The following is a 19791-nucleotide window of genomic DNA, read 5'->3' as shown; positions in this document are numbered from 1 at the left end:
GGTAAGCGCAGCGCCACCCGGCATTTTATTGAGCTGAAAACGTGAACACATTAGAACAAACAATTGGCAATACGCCTCTGGTGAAATTACAACGTCTGGCGCCGGATAACGGCAGTGAAATTTGGGTCAAGCTGGAAGGCAATAATCCCGCAGGTTCGGTGAAAGACCGCGCCGCGTTGTCGATGATCGTCGAAGCGGAAAAGCGCGGAGAAATTAAGCCAGGCGACGTGCTGATTGAGGCTACCAGCGGTAATACCGGAATCGCGCTGGCAATGATCGCCGCGCTGAAGGGCTACCGTATGAAGCTGCTGATGCCAGACAACATGAGCCAGGAGCGCCGTGCGGCGATGCGCGCCTATGGTGCCGAGCTGATTCTGGTCACCAAAGAGCAGGGGATGGAAGGCGCGCGCGATTTAGCCCTTGAAATGGCGCAGCGTGGAGAAGGCAAGCTGCTGGATCAGTTTAATAATCCGGATAACCCGTACGCGCATTACACCACCACCGGACCGGAAATCTGGCAGCAGACGTCAGGTCGTATTACCCACTTTGTCTCCAGTATGGGAACGACAGGCACCATTACCGGTGTGTCGCGTTTTCTGCGTGAGCAAGAAAAAGCGGTCACTATCGTTGGCCTGCAGCCGGAAGAGGGCAGTAGTATTCCGGGAATTCGCCGCTGGCCTGCGGAATATATGCCGGGCATTTTTAACGCCTCGCTGGTGGATGAGGTGCTGGATATTCACCAGAACGATGCAGAAAACACCATGCGTGAACTGGCCGTGCGCGAAGGGATTTTCTGTGGTGTCAGTTCTGGTGGCGCGGTAGCGGGGGCGTTACGTGTGGCGCGCGCGACACCGGGAGCGGTGGTGGTGGCGATCATCTGCGATCGCGGCGATCGCTACCTTTCAACCGGCGTGTTTGGCGAAGAGCACTTTAACCAGGGATTAGGGATTTAGTTTTCAGGCCTGATAACCATAGCACTATCAGGCAAACGTACGGCACGAGCGCCGGATGACGACGTAAAGCGTCTTATCCGGCCTGCCATAATCAATCGTTACGTTTTTCCACAAGCTTATCTAGGAATTGCCACAGCTTCTCATTCATCTGCTGATAATCCCATGCTCGCATCTCTTCAACGGAACGGATGAAGCGCTTGCCTTTAGCTTCCGTCAGTTCTTGTTCGGAGTGTTGAATAAGCCCTTCTATAGCATCAGCTGTAAACTCCATATGGCACTGAAAACCATAAACAAAATTACCGTATTGCACGATTTGTCGTGGACAGCCCTCGCTAGCAGCAAGAATGGTCGCCTGGTCGGTTAATCCTGGCATGTCGTTGTGCCAGTGGCCGACGGTAAGCGGTGAGCCGAAATGGCTGAACAACGGGTGCTGTTGACCGGCTTCGGTCAGAACGATGGGGTAGTGACCAATTTCTTTTTCCGGACTCTGGCACACCTTCGCACCCAGCGCTTCGCCGATTAACTGTGAACCCAGGCAGATCCCCACCACAATTTTACGTGCCGCAATCGCCTGGTTGATCAGATGCTGCTCGGCCTGAGAATCAAAGTACGGGCACTCTGCCAGCGTGGTTCGTGGTGACTGCGGACCGCCAAACACCACCAACATATCGAAATCATCGGCGTTCGCAGGGACCGCTTCTCCGGCATAAACGCGCGACCAGGTGATGGTATAGCCGCGTGATTCGGCCCACGGCAGATACGCGCCAGCAGATTCGAAAGACTCATGAATAACAAAATGAACTCGCACTTTTTCTCTCCTGTTAGCGTTTTAGCGCCTGATGAATATCAGCCGCCAGCTTATCAATGTCGCTGTCAGTTAAGGTTGACAGCGTAATACGCAGGCCGTGGGCAGGCGTATTGACGCCAAACACTTCGCCTTCCCGCACCAGCCAGCCGGACTTCGCCAGCGCAAAAGCGATAGCCTGGCTGTTATTTTCCAGCGGTAGCCACATATTCAGACCGTCACCAACGGGTAACTCAATGCCATGTCGCCGCAGTGCTGCCGCCAACGTTTGCTGCTGGGCGGCGTAAAACTGCTGAGTTTGCGCCAGCGTGTGTTGATAAGTCTTGTCACTCAGGCAGGCGCAGGCCAAATCCTGCAGCAGATGGCTGACCCACTGACTGCCGGAGTTGAGCCGTAAACGTAGCTTCCCTGAAGTGAGCGGATCGCTGGCCACAATGGCCAGGCGTAAATCCGGACCTAACGTTTTGGACATCGAACGGACAATCGCCCAGTGCGTGGTTTCCTTCGCAATCACCGGATACCAGTGGCAAGCAGATAGCAGCGCAAAGTGGTCGTCGACGATCACCAGCGTCTGCGGATAGCGGGCCAGGATTTCCTGCAATTGCGCCGCGCGGGATGCGTTCAGGCTGCATCCTGTGGGGTTATGCGCGCGCGGTGTCAGAATCACCGCCCGCGCACCTTTCTGTAGCGCGAGTTCCAGTTGGTCCGGCAGCATACCTTCGTGGTCAACATTGGCCGGACTGGCGGAGAAACCAGCATAACGCAGCATGTTGATGCTGCTCAAAAAGCATGGATCTTCTACGACAACGCTATCACCAGCCAGTAAATGGGCGCACAGTAGCCGTTCGATAGCATCAATGGCGCCGCTGGTGATATCAATTTCCCCTTTGCCGGGCATTGCATTTTGCATCCATTGTGATGCCCACGCCTTAAGTCCAGGTGATACAGCGGCATCGCCATACAACCGCGGACTCTTATTTATCTTTGCGAAATAACTACTCAGGTCAGGAAGACGCGAGGGCGATGGATTCCCGCCGGAAAGATCGACGAGCGGGGTATCCGGATTACCACCTTCCAGCGCAACGGGGGCCGTAATCCCCTTAATCACCGTGCCGTTGCGTCCCAGGCTCTGCGCCAACCCGGAGATGACCAGGCGTTTGTAAGCCGCCGCGACAGTATTGCGGTTCACGTTTAATTCCGTCGCCAGTTCCCGCACTGGCGGCAACGTTTCGCCTGCTGCCAGCGTGCCTGTAGTGACATGTTGACGGATACTGTCAAAAATTTCGTTAGCGGTTTTTCCGTCGATCATTATTGACCTATGACAAAATGAATTTTAGCATATGACGATAATAGTGAGGCGTAGGCCCGCTGTCCAGAGAGAGGAGAAATTTATGGAGCAGGAGAGTGATATCCAGTCAGTGCTCTTTGACGACACGAATCGGGCGTTACAGACCGATATCGTCGCCGTCCAGTCACAGGTGGTGTATGGCAGCGTAGGCAACAGCATCGCCGTCCCGGCCATTAAAGCGCAGGGGTTACGCGTGACGGCAGTACCCACGGTGCTGTTCAGTAATACCCCGCATTATGAAACCTTTTACGGCGGCGTTATTCCGTCCGACTGGTTTAGTGGCTATCTCCGCGCCTTAAGCGAGCGTGATGCCTTGCGCGAGCTAAAGGCGGTGACTACTGGATACATGGGCAGCGCGGAGCAAATCGCCTTGCTGGCACAGTGGCTGGAAACCGTTCGGGCCACGCATCCGGACCTGTGCATTTTGGTCGACCCTGTGATTGGCGATACGGATAGCGGCATGTATGTGAAAGCCGAAATCCCGGAAGCTTATCGTCAGCACCTGCTGCCGCTGGCGCAGGGGCTGACGCCGAACGTGTTCGAGCTGCAAATGCTGAGCGGAAAGCCGTGTCGTACGCTTGATGAAGCCATTACGGCGGCACAATCACTGCTCACTGACACCCTGAAATGGGTGGTGATCACCAGTGCGCCGGGGGATACCGAAGAGATTATTAACGTTGCGGTGGTGACGGCTGAAACGGTTGAGGTGTTAGTCCATCCGCGAGTGAAAACGGATCTGAAGGGGACTGGCGATCTGTTTTGTGCAGAGCTGGTGAGCGGCCTTGTACTGGGGAAAGCGCTGACGACTGCGACGCACGACGCCGCGCAGCGGGTGCTGGACGTGATGACGTGGACGCACCTGTGCGGTTGTGATGAATTAATTCTGCCACCGGCAGGGGAGGCGCGATGAAGAGTTACCGGCTGGTGATTCGCCAGAATGGGCGTATGGTTGGACATTTTGACACCAACGGGGCAGCAGCGCTGGAAGATATCTGTGTAGCGCGGGCCATGTTTGGTATTGCGGGTGGCTACGACTGTGAATTGTTAGTGGCAGACTCGGAGCGACGGATGCTGGAAAGCGGGCCGGAAGGGATGAAAATCCTGATGCGCGAGGCGTGTTACCGACCGGTCACCTTACAGATTTAATGCCGGATGGCGGCGAGAACGTCTTATCCGGCCTACGTTACGGAGTTTGTTGTAGGCCGGATAAGCGTAGCGCCATCCGGCAGGGTTTTGATAACCATCAGATAAAAAAAATGGCGCCTGCTGGCGCCATCTTTCTCTGCAAAAAGAATTACTTCTTGATGCGGATAACCGGAGTCTCACCCACTGTCACGCTACCGGACAGTTTGATCAGCTCTTTGATTTCGTCCATGTTGGAGATAACAACCGGAGTCAGGGTAGACTTGGCTTTTTCTTCCAGCAGCGGCAGATCGAATTCAATAACCGGGTCGCCCACTTTCACGCGCTGACCTTCTTCAGCGATGCGTTTGAAGCCTTCGCCTTTCAGTTCAACGGTATCAATACCGAAGTGAACAAACAGCTCAATGCCGCTGTCGGATTCGATAGAGAAAGCGTGGTTGGTTTCAAAGATTTTGCCGATGGTGCCATCAACAGGGGCAACCATTTTGTTACCGGTTGGTTTGATAGCAATGCCATCACCAACGATTTTCTCAGCAAAAACTACATCCGGCACGTCTTCGATGTTGACGATCTCGCCAGAGAGCGGAGCAACGATCTCAATAGTTCCGGTGTCTTTCTTATCATCAGAAACCAGAGATTTCAGTTTATCGAACAAACCCATGATCTTCTCCTAAGCAGTAAATTGGGCCGCATCTCGTGGATTAGCAGATTGTTTTTTCTTCAATGAACTTGTTAACCAGCGTCATTAACTCGTCCGTTGTCGGTTGAGCAAGAGCCTGCTCTGCTAACACCTTCGCATCTTCGAAGTTCGTGTTACGGATAATCTTCTTAATGCGCGGGATAGAAATGGCGCTCATAGAGAATTCGTCCAGACCCATCCCCAGCAACAGAAGTGTAGCACGTTCGTCGCCTGCAAGCTCACCACACATGCCAGTCCATTTGCCTTCAGCATGAGAAGCATCAATAACTTGCTTGATCAGCGTCAGCACAGATGGCGACATCGGTTGGTAAAGGTGTGAAATCATATCATTACCACGGTCAACTGCCAGGGTGTACTGCGTTAAATCATTGGTGCCGATACTAAAGAAATCAACTTCTTTGGCTAAATGACGCGCAATTGTTGCCGCAGCTGGTGTTTCCACCATCACGCCAATCTCAATGCTCTCGTCAAATGCTTTACCTTCGTCGCGCAGTTCCTGTTTGTAGATTTCGATCTCTTTGCGCAGTGCACGCACTTCTTCAACAGAGATGATCATTGGGAACATGATACGCAGTTTGCCGAAAGCAGAGGCGCGCAGGATAGCGCGAACCTGGTCACGCAGGATCTCTTTACGATCCATGGCGATACGCACGGCACGCCAGCCCAGGAACGGGTTCTCTTCTTTCGGGAAGTTCATGTACGGCAGTTCTTTATCGCCGCCGATGTCCATGGTACGGACGATGACCGCCTGAGAGCCACAGGCTTCAGCAACGGCTTTATACGCAGCAAACTGTTCTTCTTCAGTTGGCAGCGATTCACGGTCCATGAACAGGAATTCGGTGCGGTACAGACCCACACCTTCAGCGCCGTTACGCTCAGCGCCTTCAACGTCACGAACGGTACCGATGTTGGCGCAAACTTCAACCTGATGTCCGTCCAGCGTGATAGCCGGCAGATCTTTCAGCTTAGCGAGTTCCGCTTTCTCGGTAGCAACCTGCTCCTGAACGGCACGCAGTTGCTCAATAACGTCGTTGGTCGGATTGACGTAAACCTGGTTGTTTACGGCATCCAGAATCAGATAGTCGTCGTTTTTCACCTGAGAGGTGACGCTACCCGTACCTACGATGGCAGGCAGTTCCAGAGAACGCGCCATGATAGAGGTATGGGAAGTACGTCCGCCCGCGTCAGTGATGAAACCCAGCACCTTGTTCAGGTTCAGCTGTGCGGTTTCTGACGGGGTCAGGTCTGCGGCAACCAGGATAACTTCGTCCTGGATAGCGCTTAGGTCAATAATTGCCAGACCCAGAATGTTACGCAGCAGGCGTTTACCGATGTCACGTACGTCAGCCGCACGTTCTTTCAGGTATTCATCATCCAGCTCTTCCAGGGCTGTGGCCTGACCTTCGATAACTTCATGCGCAGCTGCATCAGCCGTCATGTGCTTATCTTTAATCAGGGCTATGATTTCCTGCTCCAGCTCCTCATCTTCGAGCAGCATGATATGCCCTTCAAAGATGGCTTCTTTTTCTTCACCGAACGTTTCACCAGCTTTGGTTTTGATCGTTTCCAGTTGCGCAGATGCCTTGGCACGACCGCTCAGAAAACGTTCAACTTCCTGATCAACCTTGTCGGCAGAAATTTTTTTCCGGTCAATGACGATCTCGTCTTCTTTCAGCAGCAATGCTTTACCGAAAGCGATACCCGGGGATGCTAAAATGCCTGAAATCATAACCCTACCTTACTTGTGACTGATATTTAAAAGAACTCGTTGAACTTACTCGAGTTCAGCCATCAGTTTAACCAGATGCTCAACTGCTTTCTGCTCGTCCTCACCTTCTGCGGACAGGGTGACAACGGTACCCTGAGTCAGGCCCAGAGTCTGCAGTTTAAACAGGCTTTTGGCGCTAGCGCTTTTGCCGTTGGAAGTCACAGTAATTTCAGAAGTAAAGCCTTTTGCTTCTTTAACAAACTGAGCAGCAGGGCGAGTATGCAGACCGTTCGGAGCGGTAATGGTAACTTCTTGCTGGAACATTATATTTCCCCAACTTATAGGTTTAGTGTTGTGGAACTAAAGTCTAGCCTGGCGGCTCAACTTTAGCCTGTATTGTTAGCATCGGCGTAAACTGGACGCGACACAAAAGGAGTTCGGTGCAATCCGTTGCTGGCAACTTCTTGCCGCTGACGTTTCGTTCGTCATTAAACATTATGCCGCGAAAGGAAGAGTTGAACCAAATCATAAAATCGATTCAGCTAGCGCTTTTCCTGTAACGATTAATTTCGCGCATCAAAATAATTAGTTTGGTTAAATACCAGTTCCGGCGGGTTGAATCAATGCCAGGCGAGTTGAAACTTTGAAGCAGGCCACAAAAAAGCACCCAAAAGGGTGCTTTTTTACGCGTTTTTAACATGCTGGCACTACTGTTGCAGTTCTTTCTCTGTAAAGAGATCGGCAAACAGTGCTGTGCTCAGATAACGCTCACCCGATGACGGTAGAATAACCACTATATTCTTATTGGTAAAGGTTTCATCTTCCTGGAGCTTAAGCGCGGCAGCAACCGCAGCACCGGAAGAGATCCCAGCCAGAATACCTTCTTCTTCCATCAGACGACGCGCAGTAGAAATAGCTTCATCATTAGTGATGGCAACGACTTTATCGATAAGCTTCAGATCAAGGTTACCCGGAATGAAGCCAGCGCCGATGCCCTGAATTTTATGCGGGCCTGGTTTGAGTTCTTCACCTGCCAGCGCTTGGGCGATAACAGGGGAGTCGGTAGGTTCAACCGCGACGGTGATCAGATCGGTTTTGCCTTTAGTGCCTTTAATGTAACGGGTCACACCAGTCAACGTACCGCCGGTACCAACGCCAGAAATAAAGACATCAACCTGGCCATCGGTATCTTCCCAGATTTCCGGGCCGGTAGTTTTTTCGTGGATTTCCGGGTTTGCCGGGTTGCTGAACTGCTGCAGCAGCAGGAATTTTTCCGGATCGCTGGCCACAATTTCTTCCGCTTTCTGAATCGCGCCCTTCATACCTTTTGCGCCTTCGGTCAGCACCAGGTTCGCGCCCAGCGCTTTTAAGAGCTTGCGGCGCTCAATGCTCATGGTTTCAGGCATGGTCAGAGTCAGTTTGTAACCGCGAGCTGCGGCAACGTAGGCCAGCGCAATCCCTGTGTTGCCGCTGGTTGGTTCGACCAGCTCTACACCCGGTTTAAGTACACCTCGTTTTTCGGCATCCCAAATCATGTTGGCACCGATACGGCATTTGACGCTAAAGCTTGGGTTGCGTGATTCCACCTTCGCCAGAATGCGTCCGTTACCGATACGGTTCAGTCGAACCAGCGGCGTATGACCGATAGTCAGCGAGTTGTCTTCAAAAATCTTACTCATGGCCTGTCCTTAACTGTATGAAATTGGGATACCGCTTCAGCATACCTGTTGAGAAAGTATGGGGAAGTAAGGAATTCGTATATCTATATGCCACCAGGAAATAATGCGTTGCAGTATGGAATAAGAGCGGGCATAAGCCAGCCCGCTTTTACACATTTTTGCATTACTTCCATAACGCGTGCTTAGCACGATAGCAGTCTACCCACATCGCCGTGGCACCACAAACCGCAACTGGCATGATGAACAGATTGAGCACCGGAATCATGGTGAACAGGCTGGTCAATGCGCCAAATTGCATATTGGTGACCTTGCGTGTGCGCAGCGCGACGCGCATCTCCTTAAAAGGCACCTTATGGTTATCAAACGGATAATCGCAGTACTGAATGGCCAGCATCCACGCGCTGAACAGGAACCACAGCACCGGGGCTACGGTCTGGCCAATACCCGGAATGAAATAGAGGATCAGCAACACGACGGCGCGCGGGAGATACCACGCCAACTTTTGCCATTCACGTTTCATAATACGGGGAACATCTTTCATGATGCCGAGAACGCCGGTGTCAGGCGGTGTTGCGCCCGTTAAGCGCGCTTCCAGTTGTTCAGCCAGCAGACCGTTAAACGGCGCGGCAATCCAGTTGGCTATGGTGGAAAACAGGTAGCCGAACACCAGTAGTACGGAGATAGTGACAATCGGCCACAGTAAATAGCTGAGCCACTGAAGCCAGTCAGGGACGTGACTCATCAGCGCGGGGATCCAGCTATCGAGTTGTGTGAATAGCCACCAGAATGCGCCGCCCATCAGCAGAATATTCACCAGCAAAGGCAGGATGACAAAGCGACGAATGCCCGGTTGGGTGATGAGTTTCCATCCCTGTGAAAAGTAATAAAGGCCACTGCGAGGTACGATTGCAGATGATGAAACCATGGTCAGGACATACTCCTTGTTATATAAGCTCTGGTAAACTTTGCGTATCTTACCGGGTTGTTGAGCGTTAAGCTGTTCAGAAATGTTCGAAAAAACAGCAAAAAGCACAATTTTGTTCATCTTTATGCCGTGAAAGCCAAGAGTGCACTTGCACTTGGCGTAATCGACAAATACTCTTAGTGAGTAAATGTTTGCCGTGGTGGCAAGGTGTTAGAACAACAGAGAATATAATGATGCAGGATTTGCGTCTGATATTAATCATTGTTGGCGCGATCGCCATAATCGCTTTACTGGTACATGGTTTTTGGACTAGCCGTAAAGAGCGGTCTTCTATATTCCGCGATCGCCCACTGAAACGCATGAAGTCTAAACGTGAAGACGAGGATTCGTTCGACGACAACGTCGAGGAAGACGAAGGCGTGGGCGAAGTTCGCGTTCATCGTGTGAATCATGCTCCCGGTAACGCGCAGGAACATGGTGTTCCTCCTCAGTCGCCGCAACACCAGTACCAGCCGCCTTATGCGTCTGCTCAGCCGCGTCAACCCGCGCCGCAGCCTGCACAAGCGCCGGTACCGCCGCCGCATGCTCAGCAGCAGCCGCAGCCTGTACAACCGCAGCAGCCGGTGCAGCATCAGCCTGTTCAGCAACAACCTGCGCAGCAGCCGATGCAGCATCAGCCCGTTGCTCCGCAGGTTCAGCAGCCCGTGCAGCAAGCACCGCAACCTGCGCCGCAGGCTTTCCAGCCCGCAGAGCCTGCCGTTGAACATCAACCTCAGCCTGAGCCGGTAGTTGAAGAAGCGCCTGTTGCTGAAAAACCGCAGCGTAAAGAAGCGGTCATTATTATGAACGTTGCGGCGCATCACGGTAGTGAGCTCAACGGTGAAGTGCTGCTCAACAGCATTCAGCAAGCCGGTTTTAAATTTGGCGACATGAATATTTTCCATCGTCATTTGAGTCCGGATGGCAGCGGTCCTTCGCTGTTCAGCCTTGCCAATATGGTTAACCCAGGAACGTTTGACCCCGAAATGACGGGTGATTTCAGCACCCCTGGCGTGACTATTTTTATGCAGGTTCCGTCCTACGGTGACGAGCTGCAAAACTTTAAGCTGATGCTGCAGTCCGCACAGCACATTGCCGATGAAGTGGGTGGTGTGGTGCTCGACGATCAACGTCGTATGATGACGCCGCAGAAACTGCGCGAGTATCAGGACCGCATCCGCGAAGTTAAAGAATCTCACGCCTGATTCTCCTCTGGCGTGACATATCCTTGCTAAACCCCCGCCTGTCGGGGGTTTTTTATCATTGATGGTGCGATATGGAATCAATCGAACAACAACTGACAGAACTGCGAACCACGCTTCGCCATCATGAGTATCTCTACCATGTGATGGATGCGCCGGAAATTCCCGATGCGGAATACGATCGCCTGATGCGTGAACTGCGCGAGCTGGAAGCGCAGCATCCGGAACTTATCACCCCCGACTCGCCAACCCAGCGCGTAGGCGCCGCCCCGTTAGCAGCGTTCAGCCAGATTCGCCATGAAGTGCCAATGCTGTCGCTGGATAACGTGTTTGATGAAGAGAGTTTTCTCGCCTTCAACAAGCGCGTGCAGGACAGACTGAAGAGTACGGACAAACTAACCTGGTGCTGCGAACTGAAGCTGGACGGGCTGGCGGTCAGTATCCTGTATGAAAACGGTGTGCTGGTCAGTGCCGCAACGCGTGGTGATGGTACTACGGGTGAGGATATTACCTCGAACGTGCGCACCATTCGTGCGATCCCGTTAAAACTGCGTGGCGATAACATTCCGACGCGTCTGGAAGTGCGCGGTGAAGTGTTCCTGCCGCAGGCCGGGTTTGAAAAAATTAACGAAGAGGCCCGCCGTACTGGCAACAAAGTGTTTGCTAACCCGCGTAACGCGGCGGCCGGGTCATTGCGCCAGCTCGATCCGCGTATCACAGCGAAGCGACCGCTTACTTTCTTCTGCTATGGCGTCGGTGTGCTGGAAGGTGGTGTGCTGCCTGATACCCACCTGGGCCGTCTGCTGCAATTTAAAGAGTGGGGATTGCCGGTGAGCGACAGAGTTACGCTTTGCGACTCTCCGGAGGAAGTACTTGCTTACTATCACAAGGTTGAAGAAGACCGACCGACGCTGGGATTCGATATCGACGGTGTGGTGATCAAAGTCAACTCTATGGTGTTGCAGGAACAACTGGGTTTTGTTGCCCGCGCGCCGCGCTGGGCTGTGGCCTTTAAGTTCCCGGCGCAAGAGCAGATGACCTTCGTACGTGATGTTGAGTTTCAGGTTGGACGCACCGGGGCGATTACGCCTGTCGCCCGCCTTGAGCCAGTTCAGGTTGCCGGGGTGTTGGTCAGTAACGCCACCTTGCACAATGCGGATGAAATTGAGCGTCTTGGTTTGCGTATTGGCGATAAAGTCGTCATTCGCCGTGCGGGCGATGTCATCCCGCAGGTAGTAAACGTCGTGCTTTCCGAGCGCCCGGACGATACGCGTGAAATTGAGTTTCCCACCCACTGTCCGGTATGCAACTCTGACGTTGAGCGTGTGGAAGGCGAAGCGGTCACACGCTGTACCGGTGGTTTAATCTGCGGAGCGCAGCGTAAGGAATCGCTGAAACACTTCGTTTCCCGCCGTGCGCTGGACGTTGACGGCATGGGCGACAAAATTATCGATCAATTGGTCGAGAAGGAGTATGTCCACACGCCTGCGGATCTCTTCACACTGACCGCAGGCAAGCTGACCGGTCTTGATCGTATGGGGCCGAAATCGGCACAAAACGTGGTGAATGCGCTGGAAAAAGCAAAAGAAACGACGTTTGCCCGTTTCCTCTACGCGCTGGGTATTCGCGAAGTCGGCGAAGCTACGGCGGCTGGTCTGGCGGCGCATTTTGGCACCCTTGAGGCGCTGGAAGCGGCCTCTATTGAAGAGCTGCAAAAAGTGCCGGATGTCGGCATTGTGGTAGCGACCCACGTGTTTAATTTCTTTGCTGAAGAGAGTAACCGCGAGGTGATCGTCCAACTGCTGGCGCAGGGGATTCACTGGCCAGCACCGGTGGTCATCAACGCTGAAGAAATCGACAGCCCCTTCGCGGGTAAAACGGTAGTGCTGACCGGGAGCCTGAGCCTGATGTCACGCGATGACGCCAAAGCGCGACTGACCGAGTTGGGTGCAAAAGTGGCCGGCAGCGTATCGAAGAAAACCGACCTGGTGATTGCCGGTGAAGCGGCGGGTTCGAAGCTGGCGAAAGCGCAGGAGCTGGGTATTGCCGTGATCGATGAAGCTGAAATGATCCGCTTACTGGGTGCCTGAAATGGAAAAAGAGCAGCTGGTTGAAATCGCCAATACCGTGATGCCCTTTGGCAAATATAAAGGGCGTCGGCTGATTGATGTACCGGAAGAGTATCTGCTGTGGTTTGCCCGTAAAGATGAATTCCCGCCGGGCAAGCTCGGCGAGCTGATGCAAATCACGCTGCTGATTAAAACTGAAGGGCTGACGCAACTGGTGCAGCCCCTGAAACGCCCGCTCTAAGCCTTTGCGGCGTGGCTTTTCTGCTGCGCCTGCAATGCGTCCGTTTGTTGCTTGTAGCGACGTGCCAGCACGGCACACACCATCAGCTGAATTTGATGGAAGATCATCAACGGCAGCACCATCATTCCTATCACTGACGTCGGGAACAGAATATTTGCCATTGGGATCCCATTTGCCAGGCTCTTTTTTGATCCGCAAAAGACAATGGTGATCTCATCGGCTTTGTTGAAGCCGCATTTCCGCGCAACAAAGACGTTGATGCCAATCACGATTGCCAGCAATACGATGCTGACCACCACGATAAACAGCAGCGAGCCAATCCCCACTTTGTGCCAGATCCCGTTAACCACGGCTTCACTGAAGGCGGAGTACACCACCAGCAAGATGGAGGATTGGTCCGTTTTGGCGATCCATTTTTTATGTCGGGATACCCAATTACCAATCCACGGACGTGAAAGATGTCCCAGTACGAACGGCAGCAGCAGTTGCAGCATGATTTTCCCCACCTGCTCCAGACTGCCTTCTGCGCCGTGCATATTCATTACCAGGCCAACCAGCAACGGCGAGAGAAAAATACCCAGCAGGCTGGAGGCCGAAGCGGAACACACGGCAGCGGCAACGTTACCCCCCGCCAGCGACGTAAAAGCGATTGCCGACTGCACCGTGGCCGGCAAAATACACAGGTACAGGAAACCGGTGTACAGCATCGGGTCAACATTAACCGGCGCCCACCAGGCGAACAGAACACCCAGTACCGGGAAAACAACAAACGTGCTGCACATCACCCATAGATGCAAACGCCAGTGACTACCGCCAGCAATAATGGCTTCACGCGAAAGCTTCGCCCCGTGCATAAAAAACAACAGGGCAATGGCAGCGGTGGTTAAGCCTTCAAAGAAAGGCACAAAGCCACCCTTGGCCGGGAAAAAGGACGCCAGTAATACGACCGTAATCAACGTTATCGTGAACGGATCAAGGATACGAAAAAGTTTCATAAAAGCTCCTGAAATTCGGTAGGAACATTTTGCGTTTTTCTGTTTGAGAAATAAAATTGATTTATTGCATCCATATATGAATCGAATAAATGAATTACTCTCTGCGTCAGCTGCGTATCTTTGTTACCGTCGCTCAGGCCAAAAGTTTTAGCCGGGCGGGGGATATCATTGGCTTAAGCCAGTCGGCGGTCAGCCACAGCGTTAAAGAGCTGGAAGGGCAGACGGGTGTGCGGTTGTTAGATAGAACAACGCGGGAAGTGGTGCTGACGGAAGCAGGGCACCAGTTGGCGGCTCGGCTGGAACGTATTCTGGATGAACTGCACAGCACGCTGCGTGAAGCAGGCCAGGTGGGAACGCAGTTAACCGGAACAGTGCGCGTTGCCGCCAGCCAGACAATATCTGCTCACCTTATTCCACAGTGTATTGCCCAGAGTAATCAGCTTTATCCAGCAATCGATTTTGTGCTGCACGATCGTCCGCAACAGTGGGTGCTGGAGAGTATTCGTCAGGGCGAGGTGGATTTTGGCATTGTGATAGATCCAGGTGCTGTGACCGATCTACAGTGTGAAGCGGTGTTATCCGAACCGTTCCTGCTGTTGTGTCGAGAGGATCATCCGCTAGCCCAACGCGAATGGGTAAATTGGCAGGATTTATATCATGAGCGCTTGGTATTACAGGATTACGCTTCCGGCAGTCGACCGTTGATCGATGCGGCACTGGCCCACTTTTCCATTGAGGCCAATATCGTTCAGGAGATAGGTCACCCTGCCACACTGTTCCCGATGGTTGAGGCGGGGATTGGTATCAGCGTGCTGCCTGCGCTGGCGCTTCCTCTGCCACAAGGCAGCCATTTGCAGGTTAAACGCTTGACGCCGGTTGTGGAACGACAATTGATGCTGGCACGACGTAAAAATCGTTCTTTATCGACTGCGGCCCAGGCGCTGTGGGACGTGGTGCGGATGCAGGCCAGTGAATTAACCGCCGGTCGGGCACGGGATCCTTTGTACCAGCTTTAACGATATGGCTGGTGTTTGTCATGTCGTTAGGTTTGGCTTTCAGTATCGATGAACTGATCGTTAACTTTGATATTTTACCCGGCACCGGACTACCTCTTTATATTTATAAATTCTCCTGCGATATTCTTAGACAATTGCTCAGCTTGCGGATTTTTAAGGCTATTTTAAATTATTACTTTTTTTTCTTGACCTTCCACTTGCTGGAAGGTTGATACTCTTTATACGCAAGTACGGATAGCAGTATCTAATACAATGATGTATAGCGATTGATTAATGAAATGACTAAGCAATTTATACAGTAGCTCGTTATAGGTAGAATTAACACGATCCCGATGGAGTAATATTAGTGATATGTTAAATAATCCTACAATAGCTGGTTGCTGAAACTAATCCGGTAAATATATTTAACTAATGGGGTATTGGCGGCGATGATAAGCAAAAATAAAATTTTAATTGCAATGCAAATTAGTATGCTGGCATGGTCTGGTTATACGTTTGCAGCAGACAGAGTGTATGTAGCAAATGAAGGTGCAGATTCAGTTAATGTACTTGATGCTGCGTCTTTAAAGACTGTAGATAAAGTACATGTTGGTAAAATGCCGCATAACGTTCAGGTGTCACCAGACAATAAAACAGTTTGGGTAACCAACCTTGGTGCTAACGGAACACATTCATCAGGCTCTGAACATATGGATATGAGTAAAGATGCTCATTCTGAGAAAATGGACATGGGCAAAGATTCTCATGCTGGCAAAAAGGAACATGGCGAAGTTTGGGTTATTAATGCCGAAAATGATACGGTTATTGCAAAACTTCCGGTTGGCGCACACCCTGCGCATGTTGTCGTCACCCCTGATGGGAAAATGGAGTATATCTCAAATAGTGCAGATAACACCATCAGCGTGATTGATGCAGAACATTTGAAAAATTTAACGACAATTAATGTAGGTAAATTCCCTCATGGCCTCAGAGTGAGTCCTGACGGTAAAGAAGTTTTTATCGCGAATATGAAAGGGGGCTCGGTATCCGTTGTTGATACAGCCAGTAATAAAGAAGTCGCGCAGATCCCATTAGGTAAAATGCCAGCCCAGGTAGGTTTCTCACCGGACGGAAAACTGGTGTTTGTTTCCCTGTCTGGTGAAGATGCTGTAGCGGTGATTGATACAGCAACGCGTAAAGTTGTGAAGAAAATTAATGTCGGTACCGTACCAATCCAGCTGTTTGGTACTCCGGATGGTAAAAGCATGCTGGTAACCAATCAGGGCTCGAAGAGCAAGCCGGGTAACACAATAAACATGATTGATATCGCAAGCCTTGCGGTAGCGAAAACCATCACCACTGGCGATGGGGCCCATGGCGTGGTCGTCGATAAAAATGGCAAATATGCTTACGTAACTAACTCATTTGCAAACTCTGTCTCGATGATTGACATTAATGAGCGTAAGGTAGTGAACACGCTTCCGGTAGACAACAACCCAAATGGTATCAGCTGGGGCTCTGTCGAAGTGACGCCTAAATAACTGTGCTAGCATTTATCAATACCCGTCATTCGCTGGCGGGTATTTTCATGAATATTCTATAAATAAAGGAACGACAGATGAGAAAGCCGGAGCGGACAAAAACGCTGCCTAGTAAGTTCAATTTTGATGATACTGTAAACAGACTCGTCAGCGTATTGAATGCTAAAAATATTCGTATTTTTGTGCAGGTTGATCAACAGCAAGCGGCAACGGATGTAGGTCTTGCTCTGCGACCGACGATGTTATTTCTGTTTGGTAACCCAAAGGGTGGTACTCCTGCCATGCAAGCAAATCCTCATGCGGCAATAGAGTTACCCCTACGGGTGGTTATTTGGCAGGATGACAATGGTGATACCCATATAGATTATCAGGATGCAAGTACTGTTCTGGAGTTTGATTATGGTGTTGCACATAATATTGTTGCTCCAGTTAGCATTTTGGCAACTCTTCTTAACGAAGTGGCCGGTAATTAATTGCAAATAGCACTAAATTCCTCGCGGATATTTAGTGTTATTTTTCTGCGTTTATTATGAAAGTATTTAACCCGCTATAATAAACCTATTGAACAATACATATGATGTTCATTACTCTTCAATGTTTGTCGATTCGTCTATTTTATAAATTGAAGGGTTTTTGTTTGCAATATTATGAGGAAAGTATATCTTGACGCTCAAATATTAATATGTAAGTTATGAGGATAGTTATGAAAAAGACATTAGTCACATCATTGGCCGCTTCTTTGTGTTTTCTCAGTCTGTCTGCCTTTGCTGCTACAGAAATCTCGCAACAAGAAGCCAATAGTTTAAAGCATGTCAAGTCAATCACCGTAACGGAAAATACGGTGAATCAATGTATGCACAAAATTTCGAAAATGGCAGATAAAGAAGGTGCTGATTTCTTTGTCATTAAGAACTTCTCTTCTATAGGCAATGGTTCTCAGGCTGTAGTGACCAGCGAACTCTATAAAAAGTAAACAGCAGTTTCCCCCGTTTTGATTATTGATTAGCGAAAGTGCGTTGTTATACCTGCTTTCGCTTATTAATAATCAACAAATGTTTGTCAGTCATTCTCAGGGCGGGCTTTGTCAGCCCACTCGTCTGACGAATTCCGGATATGTTGGTACTCCTTGCCATTTCTGGCAGAAAAAAAATGTGAGTTCAGGCTGATTTAGCACATGCCATCTATACCGATTTACTATCGGTAATCGGGATAAACGGTATTGGTAATCGATTGCGTAGTCTCGCTATAACAATGCGGTACGCTACGTTATTTCGATTACTCAGTATTAAGGACATCTCATGAGCCACTCTCTTTTCTCGCAAAATCCCTGGTATAGCGCTGATATCATTCGTGGTTACAAACCGGATTTTACGCCGCGCGTAGCCTTTATCCTCGGCTCCGGCCTGGGGGCGCTGGCGGATCAAATTGAGGATGCGGTTGCCATCTCTTACGAGAAACTGCCGGGGTTCCCGGTGAGTACCGTACACGGTCATGCTGGTGAACTGGTATTGGGAAATCTGGCGGGAATTCCGGTGGCCTGTATGAAAGGACGTGGACATTTCTATGAAGGTCGCGGTATGACGGTGATGACGGATGCCATTCGTACGCTGAAGCTGCTGGGATGTGAGCTGCTGTTTTGCACCAATGCCGCAGGCTCTTTGCGTCCCGAAGTCGGACCGGGTAGCCTCGTGGCGCTTAGCGATCACATCAATACGATGCCGGGTACGCCGATGGTAGGGCCAAACGATGAGCGTTTTGGTGAGCGATTCTTTTCATTGGCGAATGCCTATGATGTTGACTACCGTGCGGTCCTGCAAACTGTTGCCGCTGAGGAAGGATTCTCGCTGAGTGAAGGGGTTTTTGTCTCTTATCCGGGTCCGAACTTTGAAACCGCGGCAGAAATCCGCATGATGCAAATTATCGGTGGCGACGTGGTGGGGATGTCGGTGGTGCCTGAAGTCATCTCTGCGCGCCACTGCGGTTTGAAAGTGGTTGCGGTGGCGGCCATCACCAACCTGGCGGAAGGTCTGGGTGATGTTAAATTATCTCACGCGCAGACGCTGGCTGCGGCGGAACTCTCCCGGCAGAATTTCATCAATTTGATCTGCGGATTCTTGCGCAAACTGGCCTGAATAACTAAAAAATGACCCCGCTTGCGGGGTCTTACTTTATGGCAAGGAACGGAAAAATGGGTATCGCATCTCGCTTAAAGCTCATGTCGTTTTTGCAATATTTCATCTGGGGAAGCTGGTTGGTAACCCTGGGTTCCTACATGATTAATACCCTGGATTTTACCGGTGCGAACGTCGGTATGATTTACAGTTCGAAAGGGCTGGCGGCGATTATCATGCCGGGCATTATGGGCATCATTGCCGATAAATGGCTACGCGCCGAGCGCGCCTATATGCTTTGTCATCTTGTATGTGCGGGCGTGTTGCTATATGCCACAACCGTTACCGATCCGCAGACCATGTTTTGGGTGATGCTGGTTAACGCAATGGCGTATATGCCGACGATTGCGTTATCGAATAGCGTCTCATACTCGTGTCTGGCACAATCGGGTCAGGATCCGGTCACCGCGTTCCCGCCAATTCGTGTGTTTGGCACCATAGGGTTTATTGTGGCGATGTGGACAGTCAGTTTGATGGGACTGGAACTGAGCAGCGCGCAGTTGTATATCGCTTCAGGGGCATCGTTGCTGCTGGCTCTGTATGCGCTTACGTTGCCGAAAATCCCGGTTGCTGAGAAGAAAGCAAACACCACGCTTGCCAGCAAGCTCGGTCTGGACGCCTTTGTCCTATTTAAAAAACCGCAGATGGCAATCTTCTTTTTGTTTGCGATGATGCTGGGGGCGGTGTTGCAAATCACCAACGTCTTTGGCAATCCGTTCCTGCATGATTTTGCCCGTAACCCGGAATTTGCCGACAGCTTTGTGGTGAAGTATCCCTCCATATTGCTTTCCGTTTCACAGATGGCGGAGGTGGGCTTTATTCTCACTATTCCGTACTTCCTTAAACGCTTTGGCATAAAAACGGTGATGCTGATGAGCATGCTGGCATGGACGCTGCGCTTTGGCTTCTTTGCCTTTGGCGATCCGTCGCCGTTTGGTTTTGTGCTGCTGCTGATGTCGATGATCGTCTACGGCTGTGCGTTTGATTTCTTCAATATCTCGGGATCGGTATTTGTCGAGCAGGAGGTTAGCTCTAACATTCGCGCCAGCGCGCAAGGGCTGTTTATGACGATGGTAAACGGCGTTGGCGCGTGGGTGGGATCAATCCTGAGTGGTATGGCGGTAGACTATTTTTCTGTCGATGGCGTCAAGGATTGGCAAACTATCTGGCTGGTGTTTGCCGCGTATGCGCTGGCTCTGGCGGTTATCTTTGCATTGTTCTTCAAGTACAAGCATGAGCCTGAACGACTGGCACAGAAATCACCGGCACATTAACAC

The 19791-nt window shown here is 51.1% G+C and carries 20 protein-coding genes; 12 read left to right on the top strand and 8 right to left on the bottom strand.

Features of this window, described 5'->3' with window-relative positions; all coding sequences use genetic code 11:
• Positions 1-41 precede the first annotated feature (41 nt).
• Positions 42-953 (top strand): cysteine synthase CysM, encoded by a 912-nt coding sequence (gene cysM / locus OGY18_RS11045; RefSeq protein ID WP_003835014.1) that lies wholly within the window; start codon positions 42-44, stop codon positions 951-953.
• Positions 954-1044: 91 nt separating this feature from the next.
• Here cysM and OGY18_RS11040 read toward each other — a convergent pair whose 3' ends face one another.
• Together OGY18_RS11040 and ptsJ are read right to left on the bottom strand one after the other, a co-directional pair.
• The gene (locus tag OGY18_RS11040) at positions 1045-1761 is read right to left on the bottom strand and encodes a type 1 glutamine amidotransferase (protein ID WP_126317597.1); all 717 of its coding nucleotides are present in this window, start codon (positions 1759-1761) and stop codon (positions 1045-1047) included.
• A gap of 13 nt (positions 1762-1774) precedes the next feature.
• The gene (ptsJ, locus tag OGY18_RS11035) at positions 1775-3067 is read right to left on the bottom strand and encodes a MocR-like B6 salvage transcription factor PtsJ (RefSeq protein WP_286552991.1); all 1293 of its coding nucleotides are present in this window, start codon (positions 3065-3067) and stop codon (positions 1775-1777) included.
• Between the two features lie 82 nt (positions 3068-3149).
• Here ptsJ and pdxK point away from each other — a divergent pair, with 82 nt between their 5' ends.
• Together pdxK and OGY18_RS11025 are read left to right on the top strand one after the other, a co-directional pair.
• The gene (gene pdxK / locus OGY18_RS11030) at positions 3150-4016 is read left to right on the top strand and encodes a pyridoxine/pyridoxal/pyridoxamine kinase (protein WP_286552989.1); all 867 of its coding nucleotides are present in this window, start codon (positions 3150-3152) and stop codon (positions 4014-4016) included.
• The gene (locus OGY18_RS11025) at positions 4013-4252 is read left to right on the top strand and encodes a cytoplasmic protein (RefSeq protein WP_191214163.1); all 240 of its coding nucleotides are present in this window, start codon (positions 4013-4015) and stop codon (positions 4250-4252) included. The genes pdxK and OGY18_RS11025 overlap by 4 nt, the downstream gene beginning before the upstream one ends.
• 148 nt (positions 4253-4400) lie before the next feature.
• On the opposite strand, the gene crr is transcribed toward OGY18_RS11025, so the two are convergent.
• The 5 genes from crr to cysZ form a co-directional block, all read right to left on the bottom strand.
• Positions 4401-4910 (bottom strand): PTS glucose transporter subunit IIA, encoded by a 510-nt coding sequence (gene crr, locus OGY18_RS11020; protein WP_000522253.1) that lies wholly within the window; start codon positions 4908-4910, stop codon positions 4401-4403.
• A 40-nt stretch (positions 4911-4950) separates the two neighbouring features.
• Entirely contained in the window at positions 4951-6678 is a 1728-nt protein-coding gene (gene ptsI / locus OGY18_RS11015; protein WP_286552986.1) for a phosphoenolpyruvate-protein phosphotransferase PtsI, read from the bottom strand.
• A gap of 45 nt (positions 6679-6723) precedes the next feature.
• Positions 6724-6981: a phosphocarrier protein Hpr gene (gene ptsH / locus OGY18_RS11010; RefSeq protein ID WP_002913505.1), complete on the bottom strand. Its 258-nt coding sequence runs from the start codon at positions 6979-6981 to the stop codon at positions 6724-6726.
• A 383-nt stretch (positions 6982-7364) separates the two neighbouring features.
• Positions 7365-8336 (bottom strand): cysteine synthase A, encoded by a 972-nt coding sequence (cysK, locus tag OGY18_RS11005; RefSeq protein WP_003038091.1) that lies wholly within the window; start codon positions 8334-8336, stop codon positions 7365-7367.
• A gap of 163 nt (positions 8337-8499) precedes the next feature.
• Positions 8500-9261: a sulfate transporter CysZ gene (gene cysZ / locus OGY18_RS11000; RefSeq protein WP_126317601.1), complete on the bottom strand. Its 762-nt coding sequence runs from the start codon at positions 9259-9261 to the stop codon at positions 8500-8502.
• Between the two features lie 230 nt (positions 9262-9491).
• Between cysZ and zipA the strand changes: the two genes are divergently transcribed.
• From zipA to OGY18_RS10985, 3 genes are all read left to right on the top strand, one after another.
• Complete coding sequence (zipA, locus tag OGY18_RS10995; RefSeq protein ID WP_003834924.1) at positions 9492-10505, top strand: cell division protein ZipA; 1014 nt, start codon at positions 9492-9494, stop codon at positions 10503-10505.
• Between the two features lie 71 nt (positions 10506-10576).
• Positions 10577-12592 (top strand): NAD-dependent DNA ligase LigA, encoded by a 2016-nt coding sequence (gene ligA / locus OGY18_RS10990; RefSeq protein ID WP_060683464.1) that lies wholly within the window; start codon positions 10577-10579, stop codon positions 12590-12592.
• A gap of 1 nt (position 12593) precedes the next feature.
• Positions 12594-12812, top strand: coding sequence for a DUF3820 family protein (locus OGY18_RS10985; protein WP_003038102.1), 219 nt, complete (start codon positions 12594-12596; stop codon positions 12810-12812).
• Here the strand turns inward: OGY18_RS10985 and OGY18_RS10980 are convergent.
• Positions 12809-13807, bottom strand: coding sequence for a bile acid:sodium symporter family protein (locus OGY18_RS10980; protein WP_149385203.1), 999 nt, complete (start codon positions 13805-13807; stop codon positions 12809-12811). The two genes, OGY18_RS10985 and OGY18_RS10980, sit on opposite strands and share 4 nt — an antisense overlap.
• An 89-nt stretch (positions 13808-13896) precedes the next feature.
• Between OGY18_RS10980 and OGY18_RS10975 the strand changes: the two genes are divergently transcribed.
• From OGY18_RS10975 to OGY18_RS10950, 6 genes are all read left to right on the top strand, one after another.
• A complete protein-coding gene (locus OGY18_RS10975) occupies positions 13897-14823 on the top strand; it encodes a LysR family transcriptional regulator (RefSeq protein WP_003834913.1) in 927 nt (308 codons plus the stop codon).
• A gap of 428 nt (positions 14824-15251) precedes the next feature.
• Positions 15252-16343: a YVTN family beta-propeller repeat protein gene (locus tag OGY18_RS10970; protein WP_286552983.1), complete on the top strand. Its 1092-nt coding sequence runs from the start codon at positions 15252-15254 to the stop codon at positions 16341-16343.
• Between the two features lie 77 nt (positions 16344-16420).
• On the top strand, positions 16421-16816 hold the full coding sequence (locus tag OGY18_RS10965; RefSeq protein ID WP_003834908.1) for a DUF302 domain-containing protein: 396 nt from the start codon (positions 16421-16423) through the stop codon (positions 16814-16816).
• A gap of 230 nt (positions 16817-17046) precedes the next feature.
• A complete protein-coding gene (locus OGY18_RS10960) occupies positions 17047-17316 on the top strand; it encodes a YdgH/BhsA/McbA-like domain containing protein (protein WP_008785396.1) in 270 nt (89 codons plus the stop codon).
• A gap of 325 nt (positions 17317-17641) precedes the next feature.
• Positions 17642-18475, top strand: a complete 834-nt coding sequence (xapA, locus tag OGY18_RS10955) for a xanthosine phosphorylase (RefSeq protein WP_286552981.1) — start codon at positions 17642-17644, stop codon at positions 18473-18475.
• Positions 18476-18531: 56 nt separating this feature from the next.
• Positions 18532-19788 carry a nucleoside permease gene (locus OGY18_RS10950; RefSeq protein WP_003834901.1) on the top strand — a complete coding sequence of 419 codons (1257 nt, stop codon included), beginning with the start codon at positions 18532-18534 and terminating at the stop codon, positions 19786-19788.
• Positions 19789-19791: the final 3 nt, after the last annotated feature.

It is taken from the genome of Citrobacter sp. Cpo142, from assembly GCF_030332425.1.
In the GTDB taxonomy this organism is placed as follows: Bacteria; Pseudomonadota; Gammaproteobacteria; order Enterobacterales; family Enterobacteriaceae; genus Citrobacter; species Citrobacter portucalensis.
Note: the sequence above shows the minus strand (reverse complement) of the source record. Positions and strands in the feature narration are given on the sequence as shown.